The organism is Marivivens sp. JLT3646 (assembly GCF_001908835.1).
In the GTDB taxonomy this organism is placed as follows: Bacteria; Pseudomonadota; Alphaproteobacteria; order Rhodobacterales; family Rhodobacteraceae; genus Marivivens; species Marivivens geojensis.
This window is the reverse complement of the sequence record NZ_CP018572.1, coordinates 712,636-736,297: the sequence shown is the minus strand read 5'-3', so window position 1 is coordinate 736,297 and position 23,662 is coordinate 712,636. Positions and strand designations below refer to the sequence as shown.

Here is a 23,662-nt window from a genome sequence, read left to right as displayed (position 1 = left end):
CATTACGGCAAGTCAGATTTGTTCCTTAAAATAGGGATCAAACGAGGAGGTTCAATGGACGTTCTTACCCATACTGAATGGCGCGACGATCTGCGCAGTCCATTCTGCGCCTAAACCTGCCAATGGCGCTGCTATTATGGTGTTTGAGCGCCAAACGGCGGGCGAAGAAATAATCGACGGACGTGGGAAACCAGAGGCTCTCCAGTCGGAACACTGGCGAATCCCCTCTTCACCGACGGCGGAAATGTGCAGATCGGGCGCGTGAGGCCCCGTCAGTTGCCACCGTCCGTCCCAGATTTCAGTCGTTGGACAGCGCAGGTCGCGCACAGCGTTCAGTTCGCGGGTAAAACGGATGTGGTCCCGTTTCACGAGGATCGCGCAGCCGTTCAGCGTCACATCGCGCCCGTCGCGGATGGCGTGGGTGATCTGGGACAGACCGCGTTGCCGTGGCGCATGGTCCCCGCCACCGATCCACATCACGGATGCGAGCCAGAGCCTGCGCTGGATGTCTTGAGGCACCATCAGGCGGTCGAGGTTGCGGGGCAGGATCACATCGCCGCCCTGAATGGTCAGGTGGGTGTCTGCCTCTTTCGCGGCGTAATGATCAAGTGCCGCCCGCGCCATCTTTTGGTTAGCGGCGCTTGTGGCGATGGCATCGACAGTGAGGCCCAGATCCGCCAGTTGCGGCATCGCTGCGCGAATACGGCTGCGGAGGTATTTAGGGTTTTCGTTGGTCGGATCGTCGATCCACTCGATCCCCTGACGGGTCAGGTAATCGCGCAGTTCGGACCGCATGGACTGATGCAGAGGCCTGCCCCAGTGAATACCCAGCCGACGGGGTCGCCAGTCCATAGCTGACAGGCCATCCACCCCTGCCCCACGACCAAGTTGCATGAGAAACGTCTCTGCCTCGTCATCGCGAGTGTGGCCCAGCATGACATGCCCGATCCCGTTGGATTTGGCCCAGTCTGCAATCAATTGATACCGCGCATCGCGGGCGGCGGCCATGAGGTTGCCTTGGGCCTCTGTGCCGTTCCAATTCAGGGTCGTGTGGGGAATGTTCAGCGTTTGGCAGAACTGGGCGACGGTCGCGGCCTCGGTTGCGGACTCGGCCCTTAGCCCATGATCGACGGTGACCGCAAAGAGCGTTTGCCCCGTCTGCGCCACAACGCGGTAGGCCAAATGCAAAAGGGCGACGGAGTCCCCGCCGCCAGATACCGCCACTGCAATATGGGACGGATGATCCGAATAGGCCGAATGCACTTGATGCAGCAGCATGGCATCTTCGCCCTGCTGCATCAGCCATTCAGGGTTTAGGAACATCCGAAGTTGCGCATCGCGCTCTGCGCATCCAAAGCGGCGTCGCTATTGGGGAATTTGTTCCCAACTTGCTGCAGCGTAATACAAGCGTCCTGCGTCTGCCCAATCGCGCCAAGCGAGAAGCCCAGTTTAAACAGCGCGTCCGCCGCACCTTCGCCCGTTTGATCGGCCGAAAAAGCCGACAGATAGGCGCGTGCCGCGTTGGTCATTTCGCCAAGGCTCTCATAGGATTCACCGCGCAGGTAATGGGCCTGCTGGCTCAGCGGGCTACCGGGGTATGCGGCGGTAAAGTTGTCAAACGCGACGGCAGCGCCGGCGAAATCGCCCTCTTCCATCATCGTTTGCGCAGCCTCAAAATCGGCCTGTTCGCCGATGGCGAGCTGCGGTTCGATGGTAGTGGTCGGCGCAGGCTGCGGTGCGACAGGCGCGACATCCACGCCGCCCAAAGTCGGCGTATCGCCCAAGGCACCTATATCGCAGCCTTCTTCCAATTCGCAGAGGCGAAACTCTAGGTCGCCAATGCGGTTCGTACCGTCGCGGACAACTTGTCCGATGCGGAACTCTAGTTCTTCGCTCTTCGAGGTCAGACGCTGAAGCTCTGCCTCAATCGCGTTCAGACGATCAAGGGGCGTGGCCCCCGCAACACCTGCCGTCATGCCGCCCGTGGCCGAAAGTTCAGCCCGCAGCGATTGCACGTCAACATACAACGCAGAGAGCTGTTGGCGCACATCAGCCAAGGTCTGCGCGTCCTGCGCCGCTACCGGAACGGCTGTCGCACAGGCCAAAGCCACGGCAAGGAAAGTGTTGCGGATCATATCACGCCCCCAAAATTGGTCGTCTTAGCCCAGTTGGCCAATGCTGATTACGGTCACAGCGCGACGGTTCTGGCTGTAGCAGCTTTCCGATGCGCATGTCGCCAGCGGGCGTTCTTTACCATAGGAAATGGTGCGGATGCGCGAGGCCGAAATACCTTTGGAGATCAGGTATTCGTAAACGGCGTTCGCACGACGAGCACCGAGCGCAAGGTTGTATTCGCGGGTGCCCTGTTCGTCAGCGTGACCTTCGATCACAGCGAGGTAATCGTTGTTAGTCATCAGCCACTGTGCCTGACCGTCAAGAACCGCACGGCCTTCGGCAGAGAGGGTCGACTGGTCGACAGCGAACAGAACGCGGTCACCGACGTTTTGCTGGAAATAGGCTGGGCTTGTCGGGTCGTTCACATCGCCGAGGCCCGACATCCCGATGCCACTAGCACCGCCAGCAGCATTAAGATCAACCGAGTTAACAGCGCCGAAACGGTCGGGGCGGGTACAGGCGGCGGTGGACAGGGCCAGAACGATAAGGGCCGCTTTGGTAAGGGTTTGCATGGATTTTCTATCCTGTTTTTGACTGCTCTTGGGTCATGTATAGCATGGACGGCCCCCTATTGGGAATCCGTCCATAATATTAGCGAAGCAACGGGCCCCATGAGGGGTCAGAAGCGAAACCGTTGGACGGGACCTGACGCAGGTTCCGACCGGAAATATCAACCGAGTAGAGCGAAGGACCACCGCCCGCGCCGAGCGCTTCGCGGAAGAACATGATCACACGGCCATTGGGCGCCCATGTCGGGCCTTCATCGAGGAACCCGCCAGAGGCAGAAGAGAGCAAGCGCTCCTCGCTGCCATCGGTGCGCATAACGCCGATGTGGAAACGCCCTGCGTTCTGTTTGGTAAACGCAACGAGGTCCCCACGCGGCGACCATACGGGTGTGCCGTAGCGCCCTTCGCCAAAGGAAATGCGGCGCGGTTCACCGCCTGTCACTGGCATAACGTAGAGCTGCTGGGTGCCCGAACGATCTGATTCAAACACGATCTGGCTGCCATCTGGCGACAGCGACGGACCCGTTTCAATCGAAGGCGCATTGGTCAGACGGCTGTGCTGGCCTGTTGCAATGTCGGTCATCCAGATGTCGGTATTCCCGCCCGTTTCGAGTGAATAAATCACGCGCTGGCCATCGCGGCTAAAGCGCGGCGAGAACGCCATGTTCCCCGGCGCAGTGGTGATTGGCTGCGCAACCGCAGAGGACACGTTCAGCATATAGATGCGCGGGCTACCGGATTCGTACGACGTGTACAGGACGCGATCACCAGTGGGCGAGAACCGAGGTGCGAGCACCAACGAGTTGCCTTGGGTCAATGACTGCGCGTTCTGACCATCGTAATCCATGATCGAAATGACCTTGCGACGGTTATCTTTCGGACCGCTTTCGGCGACATAGATCACACGGCTGTCGAAATAGCCGGATTCGCCCGTGATGCGGCTGTAGACTTGATCGGCGACCTTGTGCGCCAAACGACGCCAGCCATCGACGCCAGCGACCAACTGTTGACCATCGCCCATTTCAGCCCCTGTGAACACGTCATAGAGGCGGAATTTCACGACGACCTGACCGCCCTGCACCGCTACCGCACCTGTGATCAGGGCTTGGGTGTTGATGGCACGCCAATCGGGATAAGCTGGCGTGGTGTCAAAGATGTGCTGGCTGATAAAAGCCGAGGACGGGATTTGACGGAACAGCCCTGTGCCCGACAGATCCTCTGCGATCACGCGGGTGATATTCGCGGCCATATCCTCGGACCCAGCGATTTCCGCTTGGAACGTTGGGATCGCATAGGGGAGCGGTTCGATGACACCATCGGTGATGGTCAGACGCAGGGGTTCAGCCACAACAGGTGCGCCCAGAAAAACCACCAGCAGAAGGGCCATTAACTTCTTAAACATTCGTATCCTCATATGCCTGCACATCGCAGCCTTGGGGTGTTAGCGCTGTCTTTACCAGATTTCCGTAACAAAGATCGGAAAAATACGCGGAAAGACGCCAATTCGTGAACAAACGTGAACAGTAAAGCGCGCCAGTCATCAGCGGAGCCTCATTGTCGACGGGTCAAACGTCAGTTCGACGTCTTTCCAGTGTTCGTATTTGTCTGCAGGAAGCGGGTAGCCCGACGACTGGCACCGCAGGATCGCACGGCGAGCGGCCTCGAATGCGGCGCGCGCGGTGGCCTGATCGCCACCCGTAAAGTTCAGCAATTCCACGTCGCCCGAAACTTTGCCTTCTTGGGTCATGCTAAAGCCGACGGTGACGGTGACGCTGGCCCACTGTGCACCATTATCGACGACCCAACAGCTGCTGACCGCACGACGGAACCCATCCTCTTCACCACCAGTAAGCGGCGGGCCAGAGGTTGCTGGGCCTTCGTTTACAGCAGCGCCAGATGCCGCAGCCAAAGCTGCCGCGATATTCGCTGCTTCTGTGTCGGTGCTAGGCGCTGGGGTTTCTGCAGGTGCAGGGGTTTGCGCGGTTTGCGTATCGGGTTCCGGCGTCTGCGTGGGTGCAGGCGTTGGCGGCACAAGTGCTAACGGGCGCGACGGCGGACGCGGTGTTGAGGTCGGTGCCGACGACGGCTTTTCATCTGGCGACACGATGCGGGTCGCGGTTTCTTCGGGCGCGGTCGGAGTTTGCTCTTCGATCACGGGATCTGTGGTTTCGGTCGGAGCATCCTCAACAACAGCCGTTTGCGCCTGTGGCGAGACGTCAGCCTCTGGCGGCGGGGGTGGCGTTGGGGTCGATGCCACCCGGTCGGCGGGACGCTCAACAGGGCGATCGCTCACGGGCATATCGGGGGCACCAGCGGGTTGTTCAGGCGGCGTAGGTTCCACGACAGCATCCGCAGGCGGCGCAACAGGTTCAGGCCGCGCAGGTGGCGGCGGCGGCGGCGTGTCCTCGACAGGGGCTTCGGGCGCAGGGGTCGGCGCAGGTGTAACAGGCGCGACCTCTTCCACGACAGGCGCAGGCGTGTCCACGAGCACGTCGGGCGTTACCATCTCTCCAATCGGTTCGGCGACAGGGTTGGGCGAGGTTGCAGCCACCATCGCCTCGTATTCTGCGCCAGAGACGACGGAGACTTGCGTCACCTCGAAATCCATCGGCGTGTTGTTCATGCCCCAGCCAACAATCAGCCAGAGGATCAACCCTGTATGGCCGACCCCCGACACCCAAGTGCCGATGCTGTAGCGTTGTAGGTTCACGACCTTAACCGCCCGATCCCGGAGTTGCGATATCGGTCACAAGACCGATGTTGGAAAATCCGCCCGCGTTCAGGAGTCCCATGACATGCGCCACGCGGTCCCAATTATTGGCCCCATCCGCGCGCAGATAGATACGGTCAGAGGTCCGCTCTGCCGCGATGGCCTGAAGTTTGGTGACCAGTTCTGCCTCGTCGGTTTCGCTGTTCTGGATGGCAACGGCACCCTCTGCGGTGATCGTCACCGTCAGCGGTTCTTCGTCGTCCGTCGGCAGCGCGCTGGCCTGCGTTTTCGGAAGCTCGACAGGCACGCCCACCGTCATCAACGGGGCCGCGACCATAAAGATGATGAGAAGCACCAGCATCACGTCGACGAACGGCGTGATGTTGATCTCTGACATGGCAGCGTTGCCGCCGCTCACGCGACGACGACGGCGTGACCCGCCGCCCCCGCCTTTTTTCATGACACCCGCACCCATGGATTAGCTATCCAGCTGACGACCAAGGATGGTCGAAAATTCATCGGCAAAGGCTTCATAGCCAGCGATGACGTGGTCACTGTCGTTGGACAGTTTGTTATAGAAAATAACTGCAGGAATAGCAGCCAAAAGGCCCAAACCTGTCGCCAAAAGCGCCTCGGAAATACCCGGGGCCACAACGGCGAGGTTCGTCGTCTGCGCCTCAGCAATTTCGATGAAGGAGTTCATGATCCCCCAAACGGTCCCAAAGAGGCCAACGAACGGCGCGGTTGAACCAACAGTCGCCAGAACGGGAAGCCCTTTTTGCAAGGCTGCGGCTTCTTTGGCGATAGCGACATCCATAGAGCGATCAATGCGCGCATGCGCGTTAGCGATGAAACCACCGTCCCCACGCAAGCTGCGCTGCCATTCAAGCATACCAGCGACGAAAATACGCTGGCTCGGGCCTTGGGGGTTTGTGCCGATTTGATCGAACAGATCGTTCAGCGGTTCACCCGACCAGAACGAACGGTCAAAGACGGCAGCCTCGGCGCGCGCTTTGCGATATTGGACGATTTTGTCCACGATCACCGCCCAACACCAAACCGATGCCATTACGAGCATGATCATGACGAGTTTAACAAGAATTGTCGCGCGGGCGAATAACGCCCACATCGTGTAGTCGGTTGCTGCTTCCATCTGCCTGCTCGTTTGCCGCCGCGGTTCGTTCCGCGATTTGCATAACTCTTTACAGCATATGCGGGTATTCTGCCAAGGGTCCGCCGATCACGGCTTTGTATCCGGCGGAAATACGCGGACGGCACAGGTCAGCGATCACAACCCACGGAAAGATATGATTTAATGCAGCGGACGCCGCAGGATTGCGGGCAATCGCACCGCTGTTCCGTTCCGCCCAATCGCGACAAGTGTTACAAGTGCCGTGAATAACGGCGCGGCTTTGGGGTCAGTTGTTCGGGTCACGAGCTGACGCAGCACCATGCTCGCACCGCCCATATGTTCGACGGTGGTTTCGATCGTCAGCTCGTCATCGAATTTGGCAGGATGCAAATAATCGGCCTCAACGCGACGCACGGCAAAGACGATGCCATCCTCATCTTTCATACGGGCCTGATCGATGCCAAGCCCCCGCACCCATTCGCTCCGCGCACGTTCGATGAACCGCAGGTAGTTCGCGTAATAAACGATCCCCGCAAGGTCGGTGTCTTCGTAGTAAACGCGGCAAGTGAAACGGTGGGTCATGACAGCTCCGTTCTGGCGGCAAGGCGGTAGGCGTGGCTGGGGTCACGGTCGCAAGCAGGCAGGACCGGATGATAGGCGGCGGCAATGACCGAAGCGATGTCGGGGCGCAAAACCGTCACGCCATTCGCCAGTGCCAGCGGTGATTTCGAAGCAAAGGCCCCGTCACCCCATGTCAGCAACATCTGTGCGGCTTGAGCCAGCGCGATGTCTTCAGCAGGTAGCTTTGCCATCTGCGCGTCCATGCGGATGAACACCACGCAGGCTGAAATCGCGCCTGTGCTGTCGAATTTGAACGTACGGAACTGGTTGGCGTTCGACGCCTCTAGGCGCTCAACAATCCCGTCCAGCCCATCGACCAGCTTTTCAAGGTTCGGCACGCCCGAAATATCCGCCCACTCACGGCAGAAAAAGATCATCAGATTTGCGCCCAGTTCAGGGTCCGTCTCAGCCATCTTGTGACCAGACATCGCGACAACGACCTCAATCGCACCTTTCAGGACAGAGAGGGTTTCTTCCTCGACGCCGAAAATGACAGGCACAATCGGGCGTCCCCAACGGGCACACAGGAAGCTGCCATCGGCACGGGTGAAGAGCGGGATAATATCGTCTGGCGTCATGCCCCGTCGATAGCCTGAGCCGTCTTTGGGATCAATGGGCTAGGCCGCCGCATCCCGCAAAGTGATCCCACCCTCGCGGATTATGAACTCTGCGATCTCTTGCGGTCCGATCCCGTTTCGCAATTCGGCAAAGAGGAACGGTTTGCCCTTACGGTGCTCTGTCGCATCGCGGTTCATGCGGTCCGTATCGGCCCCCACATAGGGCGCAAGGTCGCGTTTGTTGATCACGAGTAGGTCTGACTTCGTCAGCGCAGGCCCACCTTTGCGCGGAATGTCATCACCTGCCGCCGTGTCGATCACATAGATCGTCAGATCCGCAAGTTCTGGGCTGAACGTAGCAGAGAGATTATCGCCGCCGCTCTCGATCAGGATCAGATCCAGATCAGGGAAGGCTTCGTTGAGTTCAGCCACAGCGGCAAGGTTGATCGAGGCATCCTCGCGGATCGCGGTGTGCGGACAGCCGCCCGTCTCAACCCCGCGAATACGATCAAGGGGGAGAACCTGCGCCCGCATCAGTGCCTCTGCGTCCTCGCGGGTGTAGATGTCATTGGTGATCACCGCCATTGAACATCGGTCCGCCAGTTGCTTGCACAACTCTTTGGTCAGAGTGGTTTTTCCAGCGCCAACGGGTCCGCCGATACCAACGCGCAATGGGCCATGAGGAGAGGTCATGTGCGGTAAATCCTTGTTCTTTGGGTTTCGTGGGCAATTGCCGCAAGGTCTGAGGCCATTGCAGCACTGCCAAGGTCATCCTCAGTCGCAGTAAGTGCGTCACGGGCGATGGCCTCGATGATCGGAACGACAGAGCGCAGGACACATTGCGCTTCGGTCTGGCCGATGGGGACGCAGCGGGCCGCGATGGTGCAGAGGTTGCCCGCAAAGGATTGCAGGGCAAAGGTCAGGGTTTCGAACAATGGCAGACCTTCGCGGTGGGCCGCTGAGCCTGCAATAACCGGCAAGGGCCATGCGGTCGCCGCCCCGCCCCACACATCCGCCACGACCGAACCAAAGGCCCGCCCCTGCGCGGTGGTTTCCAAATGCCGTTCTGCGGTCGCACTTAGGGCCAGCGCCAATTCCGCCACCTGCTCCGCATTCCCGCGATAGGCCAAGGACAGCAGGATCGCGTCTTGCCGCCCCGCGCCACGTTCCAACACGTCCCGCAGCCACGCGGCAAACGTTGTCGCGTCCGTGACAACACCGCTTTCCACCATCGCCTCAAGCCCGTGCGAATAGGCGAATGCCCCCGTGGGAAAATTCGCGCCGAACCATTGCGAAAGAGTGAGGAGGTCAGTGGGCGTGGCCATGCGTCCTCCCGTGACCATAGGCGCCACCTTCGGGGGTGAAAGGTTCGGTGACGCGGCGAACGTTGGCCCCAAGGCGCATGAGCATATCGGCCATCACGTGATCTTCGCGGATCAGCAGGCGCCCCTCAGCGATCTGGCAGGGCGTATGACGGTTGCCGATGTGCCACGCGATGCGGGTCAGGTCGTTGCCCGTGACCTCGATCAGCGCCTCGGGTGCCGCGAAAATTGCCACCCCACGCCCATCTTCGAGCATCAGCATATCCCCATGATCGAGCGAGGTCGTTTCTGCCAAATCCAACAGAACCGCCTGTCCCTGATCGGTGATCAGCCGTTTGCGGCGGAGGAACCGATCCTCATAGGTCAGCGTAATGCTAAGACCCGCGGGCGGGTTTGGGCCACGGCGGACCTCTCGGGCGGTCAGGGTCAGTTCGGTTAGCATGGACACCTCAGAACAAGAAATAGCGCTGTGCCATGGGCAGTTCGCTTGCGGGTTCACAGGTGAGAAGTTCGCCGTTCGCGCGGACCTCGTAGGTTTCAGGATCAACCTCGACCTTGGGCATCAGTGCATTGTGGACCATGTCAGCTTTGCCGATGTTGCGGCAATTCTCGACCGCGATCACCTCTTTGCCCAGACCATCACCTACGCCAGCCTCAAACGCGGCTTTGGACACAAAGGTCACGCTGCCAGCCGTCAAACCGCCGCCAAAGCTGCCGAACATCGGACGAGTATAAACGGGCTGCGGCGTCGGGATCGACGCATTCGGATCGCCCATTTGCGCAACCGCGATGGTGCCGCCCAACAGAACCATCTCTGGCTTCACGCCAAAGAACGCAGGGCTCCAGAGCACAAGGTCAGCGCGTTTCCCGACCTCAACGCTGCCGATGTGACGGGACATACCATGGGCAATCGCGGGGTTGATCGTGTATTTCGCAATGTAGCGTTTGACGCGGGTATTGTCGTTGTCGCCTGTTTCTTCGCTCAACCGACCGCGCTGTTTGCGCATTTTGTCGGCGGTCTGCCATGTTCGAATGAGAACCTCGCCCACGCGCCCCATCGCCTGACTGTCCGACGCGATGATCGAAAACGCGCCCATATCGTGCAGGATATCCTCAGCCGCGATGGTTTCCTTGCGGATACGGCTTTCGGCAAAGGCCACATCCTCGGGAATCGATTGATCGAGGTGGTGACACACCATCAGCATGTCGAGGTGCTCTTCGAGCGTGTTGACCGTGTAGGGGCGCGTCGGGTTGGTTGAGGACGGGATCACGTTCGGTTCGCCACACACGCGGATGATGTCGGGCGCGTGGCCGCCACCTGCGCCCTCAGTATGGAAGGCATGGATGGTCCGACCCTTCATCGCGGCGACGGTATTTTCGACAAAGCCCGATTCATTCAGCGTGTCGGTGTGGATCATCACCTGAACGTCCATTTCGTCCGCGACACTCAGGCAGCAGTCGATGGCAGCAGGGGTGGTGCCCCAGTCCTCGTGCAGTTTCAGGCAGGACGCCCCTGCCCGCACCATTTCGTGCAGCGGATCAGGGAGCGAGGCGTTGCCCTTGCCCGCAATGCCCGTGTTCATCGCCAAACCGTCGAACGACCGCATCATCTGGCCGATGTGCCATGTGCCCGTGCATGTCGTCGCCAGCGTGCCATGCGCAGGACCCGAGCCGCCGCCGATCATCGTCGTGACGCCCGAATGCAGCGCATCGTCGAACTGTTGCGGCGCGATAAAGTGGATATGGCTGTCGATCCCGCCAGCGGTAAGGATACGCCCCTCGCCCGCAATGGCTTCGGTCGCGGGTCCGATGATAATGTTCACGCCAGGCTGCGTGTCAGGGTTGCCTGCCTTACCAATCGCGTGAATTCGACCGTTTTTCAAACCAACGTCGGCCTTATAAATCCCCGAATGGTCAACGATCAGCGCGTTGGTGATGACGGTATCTACCGCGCCTTGGTCACGGGTGCGCTGGGATTGGCCCATACCATCGCGGATCACCTTACCGCCGCCGAATTTTACCTCTTCGCCGTAGATGGTGTGATCGTGTTCGACCTCGATAATTAGGTCGGTATCAGCAAGCCGCACGCGGTCCCCCACGGTGGGGCCAAACATATCAGCATAAGTCGCACGAGAGATTTTTGCGGGCATCAGAGGTCTCCCATCACGTGTTGGTTAAAGCCGTAAACCCGACGGTCGCCCGACAAAGGGATCAGGGACACTTCGCGTTCTTGCCCCGGTTCAAACCGCACAGCTGTGCCTGCCGCGATGTCGAGGCGCAGACCACGTGCAGCATCGCGGTCAAAGGACAGCGCGGCGTTGGTTTCGGCAAAGTGGTAGTGGCTGCCGACCTGCACAGGACGGTCGCCCGTATTCGCCACCAAAAGCGTTGTCACAGGCGCACCTGCGTTCAGTTCGATATCGCCCGCTTTGGGCATGATTTCTCCGGGGATCATGGGCGCCTCTTATCGAATGGGGTGGTGAACGGTGACGAGCTTGGTGCCGTCTGGGAACGTCGCTTCGACCTGAACGTCGTGGATCATCTCTGGGATGCCATCCATGCACATCTCGCGGGTGACGACATGAGCGCCAGCCTCCATCAAATCCGCGACCGAACGGCCATCTCGCGCACCTTCAACGACGAAATCGGTGATGAGGGCGATGGCCTCGGGGTGGTTCAGTTTGACACCCCGTTCCAGCCGCTTTCGGGCGACGATGGCGGCCATAGCGACCAGCAGTTTATCTTTTTCACGAGGAGTGAGGTTCATCGTGCCTCCTTAAATTGTCCAAACGCGGGGCAGATCGCAGCCGCGGAAATTACGTAGAAATTCGGTCAGTTGGCGGCGCAGGGCGCGGGCATCGTCATGCATCAACCGCACGACCAGTTTCCCACCCCAAGCCGTGGCGGGAACGCCCAGCGCGCGGGCCTGATCGAGACGATCCATTGCATCAGGGCCGACATAAAGGATGGTCGCCGTTGCGCGGGCACCGTTGAGGCAGCCGATCCCCTGATACCGTGTGAAATCACCTGTGATGCGGGTGGCCTCGGCATGGATCAAACGACCATCCACGCGGATGCGCCACTGGTCGCTAAAGGACACAGTTTGCAGCGTTTCGCCCATCGCCTTACGGCCAAAGATCACGGGTTCGACGATCAGCAAACGGCTATCCGCATCAAGGTCGGCCAAGATCGTTCGAGCAATCGCGCTTTGGTCAAAGAGGATGGTTTCTTGCGGCATCCAATGGACCGTCGCGCCCCCTTTGGCCGTCAGATGGACATCCATCCGCGCCACCCCTTGGGACGCTTTATAAACCCGCTCAGCCGTTTGCGTGGCAACGGTGGCAGACGCGCCGTCATGGGCGCAAATGTCGATGCGGTAATCATCCCCGCCCGTCAAACCGCCAGCGGTATTCACCAAGACAACGTCTGGCACGGGCGCGTGATTACGGGGAAGCAGCGCCTTTAGGCTACCAGACTGATGCAAGTCGCGCAGGCGATTGTCGGGGCCAGAAAACCCAGCCACTACCCGCCCTTTGGCGCGTTGCAATTTGACCTGATGTGTCGCGTCCAGCATCCCGTTCCCCACTTGCTCGGGTAGCTAGACAGAGGCCCGCGACAGGGAAAAGGCGACGCCGCGTGAGGCGCTTAATTCATAGGCAGACAGCCCGCCAATTGCCTGATTTGGGGCGTTTTGGTGAAAAAATAGGCAGTTAGGAAATCAGCTCGAACTTATGAACATCGACCATCCCGCGATCGGTGATTTTCAATGCGGGGATCACAGGCAGGGCGAGGAAAGCCAGTTGCAAGAACGGCTCTTCGAGCGTGACGCCCAATGAATGCGCAGCAGCCCTGAGCGGGATCAGTTGATCGCGGACCTCTTCGAACGACAGAAGGCTCATGAGACCTGCGACAGGTAGCGCAAGCTCGGCTAGGATTTTGCCATCCTGAACCACAACGAAACCGCCTTCGATCTGACCCAAGCGGTTCGCGGCCAGCGCCATATCGTCGTAATCCGCGCCAACGACCGCAATATTGTGGTGGTCGTGACAAACGGTCGAGGCAATCGCCCCAGACTTCAGCCCGAACCCTTTGACAAAGCCCGTGGCGGAGTTGCCATTGACCCCGTGCCGTTCGATCACTGCGATGCGGATCAGATCGCGGGCGATGTCAGGGCGTTTGTCGCCATCGGTGCTGGGAATGTCCTCGCGCAGGAATTCGGTGATGATCTTCCCCTCAAGGATACCAATAACAGGCGTCTCGGGGTTGTTTCCACCGTGGCGGAAATGATCGGGCGTGACGGTCGGGGCCTTAACCGAATTGCGGCCTACGGGCGAGATGATGTCCCGCGCGGCAAAGGCGGCATCGTTTACGACCTTCCCACCACAAAGCACCAATTGCGCGTCACAGGCCGATAGATCACGCACAGCGACAATATCAGCGCGCTTTCCGGGCGCGATCTGACCACGATCCTTTAGACCAAAGGCTTCAGCCGCAGACAGGGAGGCCGCGCGGTAGACCGCGGTGATTGGGCTGCCTCGGGCGATCAGACTACGGATCATATAGTCCAAATGCCCATATTCATCGATATCGAGAGGGTTACGGTCATCCGTGCAGAGGCACATATAGGCCGAGGTGATATCGGTCAGCACGGGTTGCAGCGCGATCATATCCTTGGACACCGACCCTTCGCGGATCAAGACGCGCATGCCTTTTTGCAGCTTCTCAATGGCTTCTTCAGCAGTTGTGGCCTCATGTTCGGTGCGGATGCCTGCGGCGACATAAGCGTTGAGATCTTTACCCGACAGTTGCGGGCAATGCCCGTCGATATGGCCACCTTCAAACAGACGGATTTTATCCATGCAGTCGGGATCGCGGTGGATCACACCGGGGTAGTTCATGAACTCTGCCAGTCCAATGTTCGACGGATGCCCCATGACCTGAGCGATATCGTCCGCCAAGAGCCGCGCCCCTGCCGTTTCCATATGCGAGGACGGCACGCAGGACGACAACTGGACCTTGATATCCATGACAGTGCGTTCAGAGGCCGCCTGAAAATAGCGGATGCCTTCTAGCCCGATGACATTGGCGATCTCATGCGGGTCACAGATCGCCGTTGTCACCCCACGCGGCGCAACGCAGCGGTCGAATTCGAACGGCGTGACGAGGCTGCTTTCGATATGGAGATGCGTGTCGATAAACCCAGGCACCAACGTAAGGCCCGACACGTCGATGACCTCTTTGCCCTCATAGTCAGCCCCGATCCCAACAATGGTATCGCCGCAAATCGCGACGTCCCCCGAAATCCGCGCCCCTGTGACGACGCATAGAACCTCGCCCCCACGTAGGACGATATCGGCGGGTGCGTCACCTCGCCCTTGGGCAATACGGGTTTCTAGGTCGGCCATGTCTTCGCTCCGGTCTTTTGGCCAGTAGACCTCAGAGACACCAAAGGGACAAGCGCCGATCAGAATTCGAACGTGACGGAGGGGAAATGGGGACCCTGCGCGAGGTCAGTCTCAGCGCTGATCGTGTGTGGGTCTGACACCTCTAAACCACTGCTCATGTTCGCGTCACTGGGAAGGAAAACAGAAACAAACGCGAGGGGGACTACGTAAAATGCGAACATGAGCAGGACTAGTTAAGAGGTAGGAACACTTTGACCATACACTCTTAACGTGATCACTTCATGCGTGCGCATGGGGTAGCGCCGCACGCAAATGCGGTATCAACCTACACGTTCGTGCAAGAAACCAGAGGGAGAACGCCAATCTCGGGGGGCGCATCCCGACTCAGACGCGTTCGAGGTACATCGCCTTAATGCCGTTCGCCCGCGCAAAGAGCGTTCCCGCCTCTTTGCCCATCACCATCAATGCCGTGGCCCAAGCATCTGCGGCCATGCAGGTTTCATCCAAAACGGTGACGGACGCAGGACCATCGGTAAGGGGGATGCCCTGCCTTGGGTTGATGGTATGAGACAGCCGTTTGTCCCCGACCCTAATCCAGTGGCGATAGTCGCCAGAGGTGGCAACGGCGACGTCGGTCACTTCGACAACGGAATGGATCGCGCGGCGGTCGTAGTCGGGGGCCTCAATCGCGATGGGCCAGAACCCACCGTCAGGTTTGGTGCCGATGGCGCGCAGGTCACCGTCGATCCCCGCACAAATGGATGACACGCCCAAACGGCGGGCCGCGTCGATGAGGCAGTCGCTGCCGTATCCTTTGGCAATACCATTGAGGTCCAAGTGCACAGAATAGTTTTTGCGAACCCGAGGGCCCTCTGTATCCAGTTCAACCGCGTCATGGGCCGCGATATGCGATGCATCGCCGATCATCTGGCTCAAATGATCTGCATCGGCAGATTTGGGGCCAAACCCCCATGCCTCGACCGCGCGACCAACGGCAATATCAAACGCGCCGCCCGACAGCCGCCCGATGGTTAGCGCCTGATCCAGAACAGTAAAAAGCGCGAAGGGCACAGTGACCCATTCCCCAACAGGTGCAGCATTCAAACGACACAGGTCACTCTGCGGTTTCCAAAGGGACATCTGGGCGTCCACGGTGTCCACCGCCTCTTGGAACGCTGATTGATAGGGGGATGGGTCCACGCCCTCTGGCAGCCAGAATTGCGCATGCCAGCGGGCCGTGCCCATCGTTGCGCCCGAAAGGTTATGACAGCGATCAGAACACATCGGCAGCATACCGTCCTTCGGCCTTAAGCGCGTCAACACTGAGGCCAAGCGGAGTGAGAATATCGTCGAGCGCCGCTTTGACACCGTCACCCATATCGCGTCCGCCACAGATCAAAATCTGCGCACCCGTATTGATCAGGTCAGCAATGCGCACAGCGTCATCCGCGACCGTATTCTGCACGTAGCGAGGTTTCGCACCACGCGACAGCGCGAGCGTCAGCGAGGTCAACCGCCCGTCCGTTTCCCATGCCGCAAAATCGTCGTCATAGGCATAGCCGCCACGACGACTGCGGACACCAAAATACATGTGAACAGGACGGTGGGCAGCGTTCGCCCGAATAAAGCCCGCCAAAGCCCCGACGCCAGCACCCGCACCGATCAGCACCAAGGGCGCATCCCCTTTGGGCGCGTGGAAGGCCGCGTTGGTCGAGACATAGGCGTGGACCGTCTCACCCACCTCTAGCGCGTAGAGTTGCCCAGAGCACAGACCACCCGGCGCTTTGCGGACGCAGATTTCGACAAAACCGTCCTTGGACGCCGAAGCCAGCGAATAGGACCGTGGGCTTGGGTCGCCTTGGGGGACGATGTTTAACAGATCGCCCGCCTCGAACCCCGCAAAGCCGCGCCGCATCAAACGATCAAGGACAGACCGTTTCGGCAGGGCAAAACGCAGGACGGCCATCGGGGCTTGGTCCTCTTCGCCGTAGGTGCGTTTAGAGATCAGGGTCAGATCAGTCGTCGGCTGCGGATCAACCATGGTGGCAAGTTCGGGTTCGGGCAGACCGAATGCCGCCGCATAATCACGGCCCCATGTCGCGAAATCCTGAACCGATTGGCGGTCAACGGTGTGAATATCCGTCGGCACAGACCAGCCACGCTCGCGCAGGGTTTCTGCTACTTTGCGGGCATAACCGCAGAACTCTGGGTAGGAAGAGTCCCCAAAGCCAACGATGGAAATCGGCGTCAGAAGGGGGCGTGCGGTTGCGATAGCCTCGCAAAAATCCGATGCGGAATGGGGCGCGTCCCCTTCACCATAGGTCGCAGCACAAAGGATGATCGATTGAGCCGCAGCGTATGTTTCAGGCGCGAAGTCGTTCATATCGGCGATATGCGTCATCTGCCCCTGCCCTTGCAGCCAGAGCGCCGCCGCACGTGCAAACCGCGCCGTTGTGCCTGTTTCTGATCCGACCAACAGGATCACATCGGCCTTTGCTGCGTCTGTGTTGTGCAACTTTGGACCACGGTTTCGGCCGGCGATCCAGACCAAGAGGCCAGATCCCGTCAGAACCGGAACAGCCAATGACATGAGACCCAGCACGAGACCAAGGATCGAAGCGCCCTGCCCTGTATGCAACAGGTGCATCAGGTCCATAACCTTGGACCAAAGGGAGCGTTGATCCCATGTCAGCATCTCGCCCGTAGCGGGATCAACATAGCCCGCACCTGCATCGGTCTCGACCAAATAGGCTTGGCCCGCGATACCAGCACGGGGAATGGTGATTTGGCGGATGGTATCTCCGTCAATCGCAGTGAGGGCTGCCAGTTGATCGGCGGGCAATGCGGCCTCTGTGCTGATCGCAGATGGCCATGCAGGATAGGGCGAGGTTTCAGGGATCAGACCGAAAGTCGAGGCCCCCATCCACACGCCAGAGATCGACGAGATCAGTAAACCAATTCCAGCAATCCGAGCGATTTTCAGGTGCAGACCGCCCGCCCCATCACCACGATCACGAGAGAATAGCTTGCGCCAGCCGCCCATGCGACGGGCTGCAAGGAAGTACCCAGAGATCGACAGGATCACCATTGCAACGGTGATGACCAGAACAGTCACGTGGCCAGCATCAGAGAGAAAGAGCGCACGGTGCAGATTTTCGAACCAAAGCTCTAGTTGGCTACTTTGCACCGCCCCCATCGCTGCGCCGGTGGCAGGGTCGATAAGGGTCTGCTCTAGCCCGTTTGCACCAAACGATACGGCAGACATGACACCGTTATCATCAACGACAATTTGTTCCGCGCCAGGAACTGCTTGCTGGACGGCAACCACCAAATCTCCTGCATTCAACCGCGCCGCCGTACGGTCGGCTGACAGTAGTGGAAAGATCGACAGGATCGCGCCCGTCAGGGCCACAATCACCAGCAACAGAGAGGCAGAGACACCTGCCCAACGGTGGAAAGCGCGGAACATTCAAAGACCTCACATATCGAAGGTAAAGGTAGCGATATATCCGCGACCCGGAACCGACTGACCTTTATTTGCGTCATCCAGCGGCACAATGATTTCAGCGTGGCTATTGGGCATATGTTCGACAGCAACGTCGACACGGATTTGATAGCCAGCGTTGATCAAGGCATCCTCGACATCGACGGTAATCTCACGGGTCCGGCCCGAACCAAGGCTCGCACCAGAAAGACCCGAAATTTCGCTGCTCGATCCCCCTGTGCCTGCATACCAACCGCTCAGGTGATCCCACCAGCGCGATTTCCCCGACGCGATCCAGAGGTGACGCACATACTGGCCGCTCGCATCGGTGAGATAATAGCCGAGGTACGCATCTTCGCCGCCGTAGTTGCGCATATGTGTGGTCAATGTCACCTGCGCCGCAGAGGCAAAGGACGGGGCAATAAGTGCGGTTGTTGCGACAAGAGCGGGTGTCAAAAATTTCATCTGTGTTCTCCGTCAGATTGGGCTCATGGCCCAGTTATCGATTGCCTTATCGACAACGAACCTGAAGCGAAACTGAAGGTTTCTCAAAAGCGTCTTCAGCTTGTCTTCAGGTTCACAAGAGAGTGTAATCCCTAGATAATGAACGGAGTGCGACATGCGCGTTTTGCTGGTGGAAGATGATTTGGTGCTCGGCCCTGCGGTGGCGGATCAAATCATGGCCGATGGGCACAGCGTGGATCGGGTAACAACCTTGGACGAGGCGCAGTCGGCACTAATGGCGTTTCCGTTCGATTTAATCCTTTTGGATTTACTTTTGCCCGATGGGCGCGGCATTCCGTTTCTCAAATCCCTGCGGTCCCGCGGCGATGCAACGCCTGTCATCATTATCACAGCCTTGGATCAAGTCTCTGACCGCATCGCAGGGCTACAGTCAGGTGCAGACGATTATCTGGTCAAACCCTTTGACCTGAGTGAACTCTCGGCCCGCATCGGATCTGTCTCGCGCCGTTATGCTGGAAACCCGAACCCGCTGATCACGCATGGCGATCTGGATATCGATATTGCGGGGCGAACAGTTCTAAAGTCTGGCGTCAAAATCGCGCTGACCAATCGTGAATGGGCTATCTTTGAGGCGCTCCTCCAGCGCCCGAACCAAGTCGTCGGCAAGAGCCAGATCGAAGAAGTGCTGTCGAATTTCGATACAAGCGTGGGACCGAACACGATTGAGGTCCACATCAGCCATCTGCGCAAAAAGATTGGCAAAGAGGTGATCCTGACCGAACGTGGCCTTGGTTACCGTTTGGGGCAACCATGATGATAAAGCGCCCCCTGTCACTTGTCGCGCGGATCGGCCTTTGGGTCAGCCTCATGGTCACCGTTTTGTGGATCGGCGCGGCCGTTGTGACCGTCCAGCAGATGTATCACGAGGTGAACGAGGGCTTTGACCGCGACCTACGCACCGCAGCCGACCGCATTCTGCCCATCGTTTTGCATGAACACTTTGACGACCACGAAGACGACCGCCCCCGCGACCTAGGGCGACTGGATCATTCAGATGACGTCGAGTTTCAGATTATCCGCGACCGCAGCGGCCTACTCTTGCGCTCTGAGGGTGCGAAGGCGATCGATTTCCCAACGCGCACGGGGTTTTCGGATGGAGATGGCTATCGGTTCTACGTGGCCCCCGAACGGCGCGGCGCTGTGATTGCTGTGGCCCGTCCTTTGGACGCACGGCAAGAAATCCTCCACACCGCGATTACGGCGTTCTTACTGCCGCTCCTCTTTGTCGTGCCCCTCACCCTCGTGGCTATATATTATGCCGTGCGGCGCGGGTTGGTCCCTCTTGGCCTCTTGCGCAAAGAGATTGAGACGCGCGGCCCTGCGAACCTCACCCCCGTCGACATCGCCGATCTTCCGCGTGAATTGAAACCGATGGTCGACGGCACGAACCGCATGATGGAACGTCTCAACGCTGGCTTTGCCGCCGAACGCGACTTTGCCGCGAATGCCGCCCACGAGCTGCGCACTCCTGTTGCGGGCGCAATCGCACAGGCACAACGTCTACAGGCGGAAAGCAAAGACACCGTCGCCGTCGCACGGGCCAAAGAGATCGAAACCACGCTCAAGCGCCTGAACCGCTACGCCGAAAAACTGATGCAAATGGCCCGCGCCGAAGGCGCAAAGCTCCGCGTTGAGGAGCCAATGGATGCGGCCCTCGTTATCGACATGATCGTGGATGATTTCAAACGGACCGAGCCTGAGCTGACCGTTCGCGTTAGCTTACCCGACACAGCAGTGATGACCGACCTCGATCCTGATGCGCTGGGCATTGTGGTACGAAACCTGATCGAAAACGCGCTGCGCTACCGGACCGAAGGCACCGAGATTTCCGTCACCCTCGACCCAGAACACCGCCTCACCGTCGCCAACGACTGCCCCGTCGTCGATGCCGAAAAACTTGCCCACTTGTCACAACGGTTCATGCGCGGCGGCGGCGCAGGCGACGGCACCGGCCTCGGCCTCTCTATCGTCCACATCATCGCAGAACGCAGCAACGCAGAGTTTTCGATCACATCCCCGCGGTCAGGATCGGATCAAGGATGCGAGGCGACGTTCACATTCTAAGACGGACGTTCACGGAAAACCGACCGTAAATCAGCACAGTGTTGATCTATTTTGGGAAAGAAGTGGTGCCCCCACACGGTTAGACTTATGGTTCTATTCCCGTTACAGGCACAACAAATCTGCTAACACTCTGATTTCATTACATAGGCTAATCCGTAGTTCATCACAATACGGCACATCTTGGTCAGTAATCTGGTCAGTAATGCTTTGGTAGGTTCAGCATCCCAAGTAGAACCACAAAGCAAACTCCTTCGTTCACCTTGATGCCCAGCGCTTATGTGATGCTTTCAGTATAAACTTGGTGTGCTGTAGCTCTAAGCTAAGCATGTCAGTGATACGTGATTGGTTGTGCCATCACAGGCTACAACACAGGCAATTCATGAAGTTGAGACTGTAAGGTAGCGACTAGATGCACTGACCAAACCTAGGTGATGCATACCCAAGGTTAAGATGTGCCCTGTGACTCCCTGAGAGAGCCGTACAGAGGCAACTCATGTATGGCTTTAGGTACCCCTGCGTGGGCCATAGGGGGCACTATGGTAGTACGTATATGTGCTGTTACACACACGAGGTTTTACGATTGGTAGTGGCTGTAAAGCTAAGACAAAGGATGTGTGTCTGGGTAGGTAAGGATATGCTTGGTCTAGCGTTACTATAATAGGGCCACGGTAGTGGGCCGAGATGAGAAGTAGGAACACAAGGATGTCTCTACTCCTCTGTATTAACTACCTCTCATACCCTGACTTAGTATGTGAAACCTAAGATGGTTAAGTCATCCTCAATCGTTGAGACTTCCGATGCTTAAACCACTCTTCATTCCTACCTTGCCATTCTGAAACCTCAGATAGGGATGCCATGATTGTATCGATATCTAGGTGGTCTGAAGTTTGTTCCTTCTTAAGGTAGCTCCAGTCTACTGCCTCAACTGAGATATCAATATCTGCCTTAAATCTGTCCTTAAAAGCCTGTTCCATTACATCTTTAAGCTCTTCACGGTAACCGTGGTGCATTATGAAGCTGTCGTGAACTGGATAGACAGGGATATCGTGCTTAGCAAAGTGAAGCATGATCCGCTCAGCGATAAGACTGTCCTCATACTGCAGCTTATTACCAATGCCTTTGAAGAAGTATTGCTCAATCGGTTGATGGGCTTTTAGTACAGCCTTACGGATTTCCGCCCATTTCATGCCAACCTTCGACAGGTCAATCGCCTTAGGGCAACTCCTGAGAGGAGATGGTGACTGTATCATCGCATTGAAAGCCTGCTTCGCTAACTTACGGTGTTTGTCACCGAGAATACGATCATATGCGTCAGCACTGCCCATTTCTTTGCCTGCCATCGCATACAAGATGTTCGGGTTTAGCTGAGAATAGTCGAGTTCCTCTGTGCGCTTTGTATCAATGGTTAGGTACTTGCGGTATTCGCTGGGTATATTTTGCCACCAGCCACGGTAGAACCGCCCTCCATGTTTGAAGTCAGGATTGCTGAAGATACGTACGAGAGTTCGTCTGGAAAAATCGATTGGGTTCTTATCGGTTCGGCTATTAATTCTCTGAGCTATCGTGGCATATTCCGTGTTCGGTAGCTCAATGTCGAGCCAATGCCGCAAGAGGCATTGGTTGATCTTTAGTAGCTTGCGTCGATGCCTATTGGTCTGTGCAGTTTCAACGTAGTCGATTAGTACTTTACGCTGATCGGACTTCGTTCTGAGCAGTACGGTTTCATCATCCTTACTAGGCTGGAAGTAGATGGCAGGGTGAGCCTCTAACTTTCCGATTAATCTCTTTAATTTATCTGATGACTGATACTGAGTGAGCTTACCTTGCATCTTAAAGGGGTCGTAATATCCCTTTTGGGTCTCCTCGATGTATCCAAGTTTCCGCAGCCCATCATAAGCAGGCTTAAACGTTCGATAGGTGAGATTGGGATCAGCATATCTGTTGGTATGTGAGTAGTGGTTACTGCTCAGATGAACGGAACATCTTCTTACGGGGATTGATCTTTGCGCTTTCCATGCATCTTCAATAATGACTGAAACCGCATTTCTAAAACGTCGCTTGGCTTCTTTGTACCTTGGTCGTTTCTTAGCTTCTTGCCCTTCGATTTCTTTCACTAGCTGATCTACAAGTTCGTCGAAACAATCCATGATAATAATCTCATTTTGACATTTTCTGGGTCGGTTGAAGGTTACGCTCATCTGGTATGTTTTCAATAAATATGGTCGGCCCACATAAATGTACCCTGAAGGGCAGTAGCTAACCTAAAACCTCGCATAAGGATTGGCTTTTACAGTACGGGAATTAACTAAGAAGCCAGTCTTACAGCTTGAAAAATCTGCATAAATGAGTAAAACTATGGGTGCTAAGTGTTGAACACATTCGCTGTTCGACTTGGCACGTATCCCACTCAGAATTGGTTCTCACGCATAAGCCCTTTTCGTGATGAGCCACGCTTGTGCAATGCTTGAGTTAATACATCATATAGTTACTTAATGGTAAAATATAACTACATATAGATAAGATACAGTTACTGATGTAGTTTACGTTCTTAGATTTAAACTCGCTAAGAAATCCCCTTAACTGTCAATCTACTAAGGCCGAAACCATTAGCTGTTTCGCCTTCAGGTTTGCCTCTTTGTGCACTCCACGTGTCTGCACAGACCAAGCAAAGCCCCCCCCACACAACCACAAACCACAAGGAACAGACCATGAGCAGTCTCAATGGGTTCATGCGCCCTAATGCATCCCGCAATGCCACTCCAGATCACGTCGAAACTCTGAAGCAAAACATCCTTGGCGCATCGTTGCCTTCATCGCTCCGTGCAATGTTGAACAAGATGTCACCAGAGCATCGTGCTCAGATTGAGACATTGGCGAAGTTGCTTCATCAGTCTGCGATGGCACTTGGCAAGCCTTACTCCCAAGTCGCCAAATCTATGTGGCCTAACATGTCATATGAACGTCGAGACATGATTGTGGGCTGGCTAGAGGCTGCAGTCCCACAAGCTGAGGCACCTAACCCTGTGAACACCCCAAAGTCCTCCACAGAACAGGGCACTCTAAATATCATCCACAATGAGGGGGCGCAGGCATTAGACATTACATTTGATCAGCCTCGGAGAGGCGCTGAGAGGGGTGCTACAGAGTAATCTCAATCCTTT

Annotated in this window: 24 protein-coding genes; 3 read left to right on the top strand and 21 right to left on the bottom strand. The window is 57.4% G+C overall.

Annotated elements, in window-relative coordinates:
• Positions 1–51: 51 nt before the first annotated feature.
• From tilS to BSK21_RS03640, 20 genes are all read right to left on the bottom strand, one after another.
• Positions 52–1,323, bottom strand: a complete 1,272-nt coding sequence (gene tilS, locus BSK21_RS03735) for a tRNA lysidine(34) synthetase TilS (RefSeq protein ID WP_082959411.1) — start codon at positions 1,321–1,323, stop codon at positions 52–54.
• Positions 1,314–2,135: a tol-pal system protein YbgF gene (ybgF, locus tag BSK21_RS03730; protein ID WP_067549652.1), complete on the bottom strand. Its 822-nt coding sequence runs from the start codon at positions 2,133–2,135 to the stop codon at positions 1,314–1,316. Before ybgF ends, tilS begins: the two co-directional genes overlap by 10 nt.
• Before the next feature lie 24 nt (positions 2,136–2,159).
• A complete protein-coding gene (pal, locus tag BSK21_RS03725) occupies positions 2,160–2,687 on the bottom strand; it encodes a peptidoglycan-associated lipoprotein Pal (protein WP_067549655.1) in 528 nt (175 codons plus the stop codon).
• A gap of 79 nt (positions 2,688–2,766) precedes the next feature.
• On the bottom strand, positions 2,767–4,083 hold the full coding sequence (tolB, locus tag BSK21_RS03720; RefSeq protein WP_082959412.1) for a Tol-Pal system beta propeller repeat protein TolB: 1,317 nt from the start codon (positions 4,081–4,083) through the stop codon (positions 2,767–2,769).
• A 138-nt stretch (positions 4,084–4,221) separates the two neighbouring features.
• Positions 4,222–5,391, bottom strand: a complete 1,170-nt coding sequence (locus BSK21_RS03715; protein WP_067549659.1) for a hypothetical protein — start codon at positions 5,389–5,391, stop codon at positions 4,222–4,224.
• Between the two features lie 4 nt (positions 5,392–5,395).
• Entirely contained in the window at positions 5,396–5,866 is a 471-nt protein-coding gene (gene tolR / locus BSK21_RS03710) for a protein TolR (RefSeq protein WP_067549661.1), read from the bottom strand.
• Between the two features lie 3 nt (positions 5,867–5,869).
• The gene (gene tolQ / locus BSK21_RS03705; protein ID WP_067549662.1) at positions 5,870–6,544 is read right to left on the bottom strand and encodes a protein TolQ; all 675 of its coding nucleotides are present in this window, start codon (positions 6,542–6,544) and stop codon (positions 5,870–5,872) included.
• Between the two features lie 159 nt (positions 6,545–6,703).
• Positions 6,704–7,105, bottom strand: coding sequence for a tol-pal system-associated acyl-CoA thioesterase (gene ybgC, locus BSK21_RS03700; RefSeq protein ID WP_067549664.1), 402 nt, complete (start codon positions 7,103–7,105; stop codon positions 6,704–6,706).
• A complete protein-coding gene (locus BSK21_RS03695) occupies positions 7,102–7,722 on the bottom strand; it encodes a hypothetical protein (protein ID WP_067549666.1) in 621 nt (206 codons plus the stop codon). The genes ybgC and BSK21_RS03695 overlap by 4 nt, the downstream gene beginning before the upstream one ends.
• Positions 7,723–7,761: 39 nt before the next feature.
• On the bottom strand, positions 7,762–8,394 hold the full coding sequence (gene ureG, locus BSK21_RS03690; protein WP_067549668.1) for an urease accessory protein UreG: 633 nt from the start codon (positions 8,392–8,394) through the stop codon (positions 7,762–7,764).
• Positions 8,391–9,026, bottom strand: coding sequence for an urease accessory protein UreF (locus tag BSK21_RS03685; RefSeq protein WP_067549670.1), 636 nt, complete (start codon positions 9,024–9,026; stop codon positions 8,391–8,393). The genes ureG and BSK21_RS03685 overlap by 4 nt, the downstream gene beginning before the upstream one ends.
• Positions 9,010–9,465, bottom strand: a complete 456-nt coding sequence (locus BSK21_RS03680; RefSeq protein ID WP_082959413.1) for an urease accessory protein UreE — start codon at positions 9,463–9,465, stop codon at positions 9,010–9,012. The genes BSK21_RS03685 and BSK21_RS03680 overlap by 17 nt, the downstream gene beginning before the upstream one ends.
• Before the next feature lie 7 nt (positions 9,466–9,472).
• Positions 9,473–11,173, bottom strand: coding sequence for an urease subunit alpha (gene ureC, locus BSK21_RS03675; RefSeq protein ID WP_067549672.1), 1,701 nt, complete (start codon positions 11,171–11,173; stop codon positions 9,473–9,475).
• Positions 11,173–11,478 (bottom strand): urease subunit beta, encoded by a 306-nt coding sequence (locus BSK21_RS03670; RefSeq protein WP_067549674.1) that lies wholly within the window; start codon positions 11,476–11,478, stop codon positions 11,173–11,175. Before BSK21_RS03670 ends, ureC begins: the two co-directional genes overlap by 1 nt.
• A 9-nt stretch (positions 11,479–11,487) precedes the next feature.
• Positions 11,488–11,790, bottom strand: a complete 303-nt coding sequence (locus BSK21_RS03665; protein ID WP_067549676.1) for an urease subunit gamma — start codon at positions 11,788–11,790, stop codon at positions 11,488–11,490.
• Between the two features lie 9 nt (positions 11,791–11,799).
• Positions 11,800–12,597: an urease accessory protein UreD gene (locus tag BSK21_RS03660; protein ID WP_067549678.1), complete on the bottom strand. Its 798-nt coding sequence runs from the start codon at positions 12,595–12,597 to the stop codon at positions 11,800–11,802.
• Positions 12,598–12,733: 136 nt separating this feature from the next.
• Complete coding sequence (gene ade, locus BSK21_RS03655; protein ID WP_074038958.1) at positions 12,734–14,428, bottom strand: adenine deaminase; 1,695 nt, start codon at positions 14,426–14,428, stop codon at positions 12,734–12,736.
• 384 nt (positions 14,429–14,812) lie between these two features.
• Positions 14,813–15,712: an FAD:protein FMN transferase gene (locus BSK21_RS03650; RefSeq protein WP_197498154.1), complete on the bottom strand. Its 900-nt coding sequence runs from the start codon at positions 15,710–15,712 to the stop codon at positions 14,813–14,815.
• On the bottom strand, positions 15,702–17,897 hold the full coding sequence (locus BSK21_RS03645; protein WP_067549683.1) for a PepSY domain-containing protein: 2,196 nt from the start codon (positions 17,895–17,897) through the stop codon (positions 15,702–15,704). The genes BSK21_RS03650 and BSK21_RS03645 overlap by 11 nt, the downstream gene beginning before the upstream one ends.
• Positions 17,898–17,906: 9 nt before the next feature.
• The gene (locus BSK21_RS03640) at positions 17,907–18,377 is read right to left on the bottom strand and encodes a DUF2271 domain-containing protein (protein ID WP_067549685.1); all 471 of its coding nucleotides are present in this window, start codon (positions 18,375–18,377) and stop codon (positions 17,907–17,909) included.
• A gap of 154 nt (positions 18,378–18,531) precedes the next feature.
• Here BSK21_RS03640 and BSK21_RS03635 point away from each other — a divergent pair, with 154 nt between their 5' ends.
• Positions 18,532–19,191: a response regulator transcription factor gene (locus tag BSK21_RS03635; protein ID WP_067549687.1), complete on the top strand. Its 660-nt coding sequence runs from the start codon at positions 18,532–18,534 to the stop codon at positions 19,189–19,191.
• The gene (locus BSK21_RS03630; protein WP_082959414.1) at positions 19,188–20,501 is read left to right on the top strand and encodes an ATP-binding protein; all 1,314 of its coding nucleotides are present in this window, start codon (positions 19,188–19,190) and stop codon (positions 20,499–20,501) included. The genes BSK21_RS03635 and BSK21_RS03630 overlap by 4 nt, the downstream gene beginning before the upstream one ends.
• Positions 20,502–21,268: 767 nt before the next feature.
• Here the strand turns inward: BSK21_RS03630 and BSK21_RS03625 are convergent.
• Entirely contained in the window at positions 21,269–22,648 is a 1,380-nt protein-coding gene (locus BSK21_RS03625; protein ID WP_074038957.1) for a hypothetical protein, read from the bottom strand.
• 561 nt (positions 22,649–23,209) lie between these two features.
• On the opposite strand from BSK21_RS03625, the gene BSK21_RS03620 reads away from it, so the two are divergent.
• Positions 23,210–23,650, top strand: a complete 441-nt coding sequence (locus tag BSK21_RS03620) for a hypothetical protein (protein ID WP_067548611.1) — start codon at positions 23,210–23,212, stop codon at positions 23,648–23,650.
• The last annotated feature ends 12 nt before the right edge of the window (positions 23,651–23,662 follow it).

Excerpts from the sequence above, each read along its gene's own strand:
- tilS (WP_082959411.1), bottom strand. The coding sequence starts at position 1,323 with ATGTTCCTAAACCCTGAATGGCTGATGCAGCAGGGCGAAGATGCCATG.
- ybgF (WP_067549652.1), bottom strand. The coding sequence starts at position 2,135 with ATGATCCGCAACACTTTCCTTGCCGTGGCTTTGGCCTGTGCGACAGCC.
- pal (WP_067549655.1), bottom strand. The coding sequence starts at position 2,687 with ATGCAAACCCTTACCAAAGCGGCCCTTATCGTTCTGGCCCTGTCCACC.
- tolB (WP_082959412.1), bottom strand. The coding sequence starts at position 4,083 with ATGTTTAAGAAGTTAATGGCCCTTCTGCTGGTGGTTTTTCTGGGCGCA.
- tolR (WP_067549661.1), bottom strand. The coding sequence starts at position 5,866 with ATGGGTGCGGGTGTCATGAAAAAAGGCGGGGGCGGCGGGTCACGCCGT.
- tolQ (WP_067549662.1), bottom strand. The coding sequence starts at position 6,544 with ATGGAAGCAGCAACCGACTACACGATGTGGGCGTTATTCGCCCGCGCG.
- ybgC (WP_067549664.1), bottom strand. The coding sequence starts at position 7,105 with ATGACCCACCGTTTCACTTGCCGCGTTTACTACGAAGACACCGACCTT.
- BSK21_RS03695 (WP_067549666.1), bottom strand. The coding sequence starts at position 7,722 with ATGACGCCAGACGATATTATCCCGCTCTTCACCCGTGCCGATGGCAGC.
- ureG (WP_067549668.1), bottom strand. The coding sequence starts at position 8,394 with ATGACCTCTCCTCATGGCCCATTGCGCGTTGGTATCGGCGGACCCGTT.
- BSK21_RS03685 (WP_067549670.1), bottom strand. The coding sequence starts at position 9,026 with ATGGCCACGCCCACTGACCTCCTCACTCTTTCGCAATGGTTCGGCGCG.
- BSK21_RS03680 (WP_082959413.1), bottom strand. The coding sequence starts at position 9,465 with ATGCTAACCGAACTGACCCTGACCGCCCGAGAGGTCCGCCGTGGCCCA.
- ureC (WP_067549672.1), bottom strand. The coding sequence starts at position 11,173 with ATGCCCGCAAAAATCTCTCGTGCGACTTATGCTGATATGTTTGGCCCC.
- BSK21_RS03670 (WP_067549674.1), bottom strand. The coding sequence starts at position 11,478 with ATGATCCCCGGAGAAATCATGCCCAAAGCGGGCGATATCGAACTGAAC.
- BSK21_RS03665 (WP_067549676.1), bottom strand. The coding sequence starts at position 11,790 with ATGAACCTCACTCCTCGTGAAAAAGATAAACTGCTGGTCGCTATGGCC.
- BSK21_RS03660 (WP_067549678.1), bottom strand. The coding sequence starts at position 12,597 with ATGCTGGACGCGACACATCAGGTCAAATTGCAACGCGCCAAAGGGCGG.
- ade (WP_074038958.1), bottom strand. The coding sequence starts at position 14,428 with ATGGCCGACCTAGAAACCCGTATTGCCCAAGGGCGAGGTGACGCACCC.
- BSK21_RS03650 (WP_197498154.1), bottom strand. The coding sequence starts at position 15,712 with ATGTGTTCTGATCGCTGTCATAACCTTTCGGGCGCAACGATGGGCACG.
- BSK21_RS03645 (WP_067549683.1), bottom strand. The coding sequence starts at position 17,897 with ATGTTCCGCGCTTTCCACCGTTGGGCAGGTGTCTCTGCCTCTCTGTTG.
- BSK21_RS03640 (WP_067549685.1), bottom strand. The coding sequence starts at position 18,377 with ATGAAATTTTTGACACCCGCTCTTGTCGCAACAACCGCACTTATTGCC.
- BSK21_RS03635 (WP_067549687.1), top strand. The coding sequence starts at position 18,532 with ATGCGCGTTTTGCTGGTGGAAGATGATTTGGTGCTCGGCCCTGCGGTG.
- BSK21_RS03630 (WP_082959414.1), top strand. The coding sequence starts at position 19,188 with ATGATGATAAAGCGCCCCCTGTCACTTGTCGCGCGGATCGGCCTTTGG.
- BSK21_RS03625 (WP_074038957.1), bottom strand. The coding sequence starts at position 22,648 with ATGGATTGTTTCGACGAACTTGTAGATCAGCTAGTGAAAGAAATCGAA.
- BSK21_RS03620 (WP_067548611.1), top strand. The coding sequence starts at position 23,210 with ATGAGCAGTCTCAATGGGTTCATGCGCCCTAATGCATCCCGCAATGCC.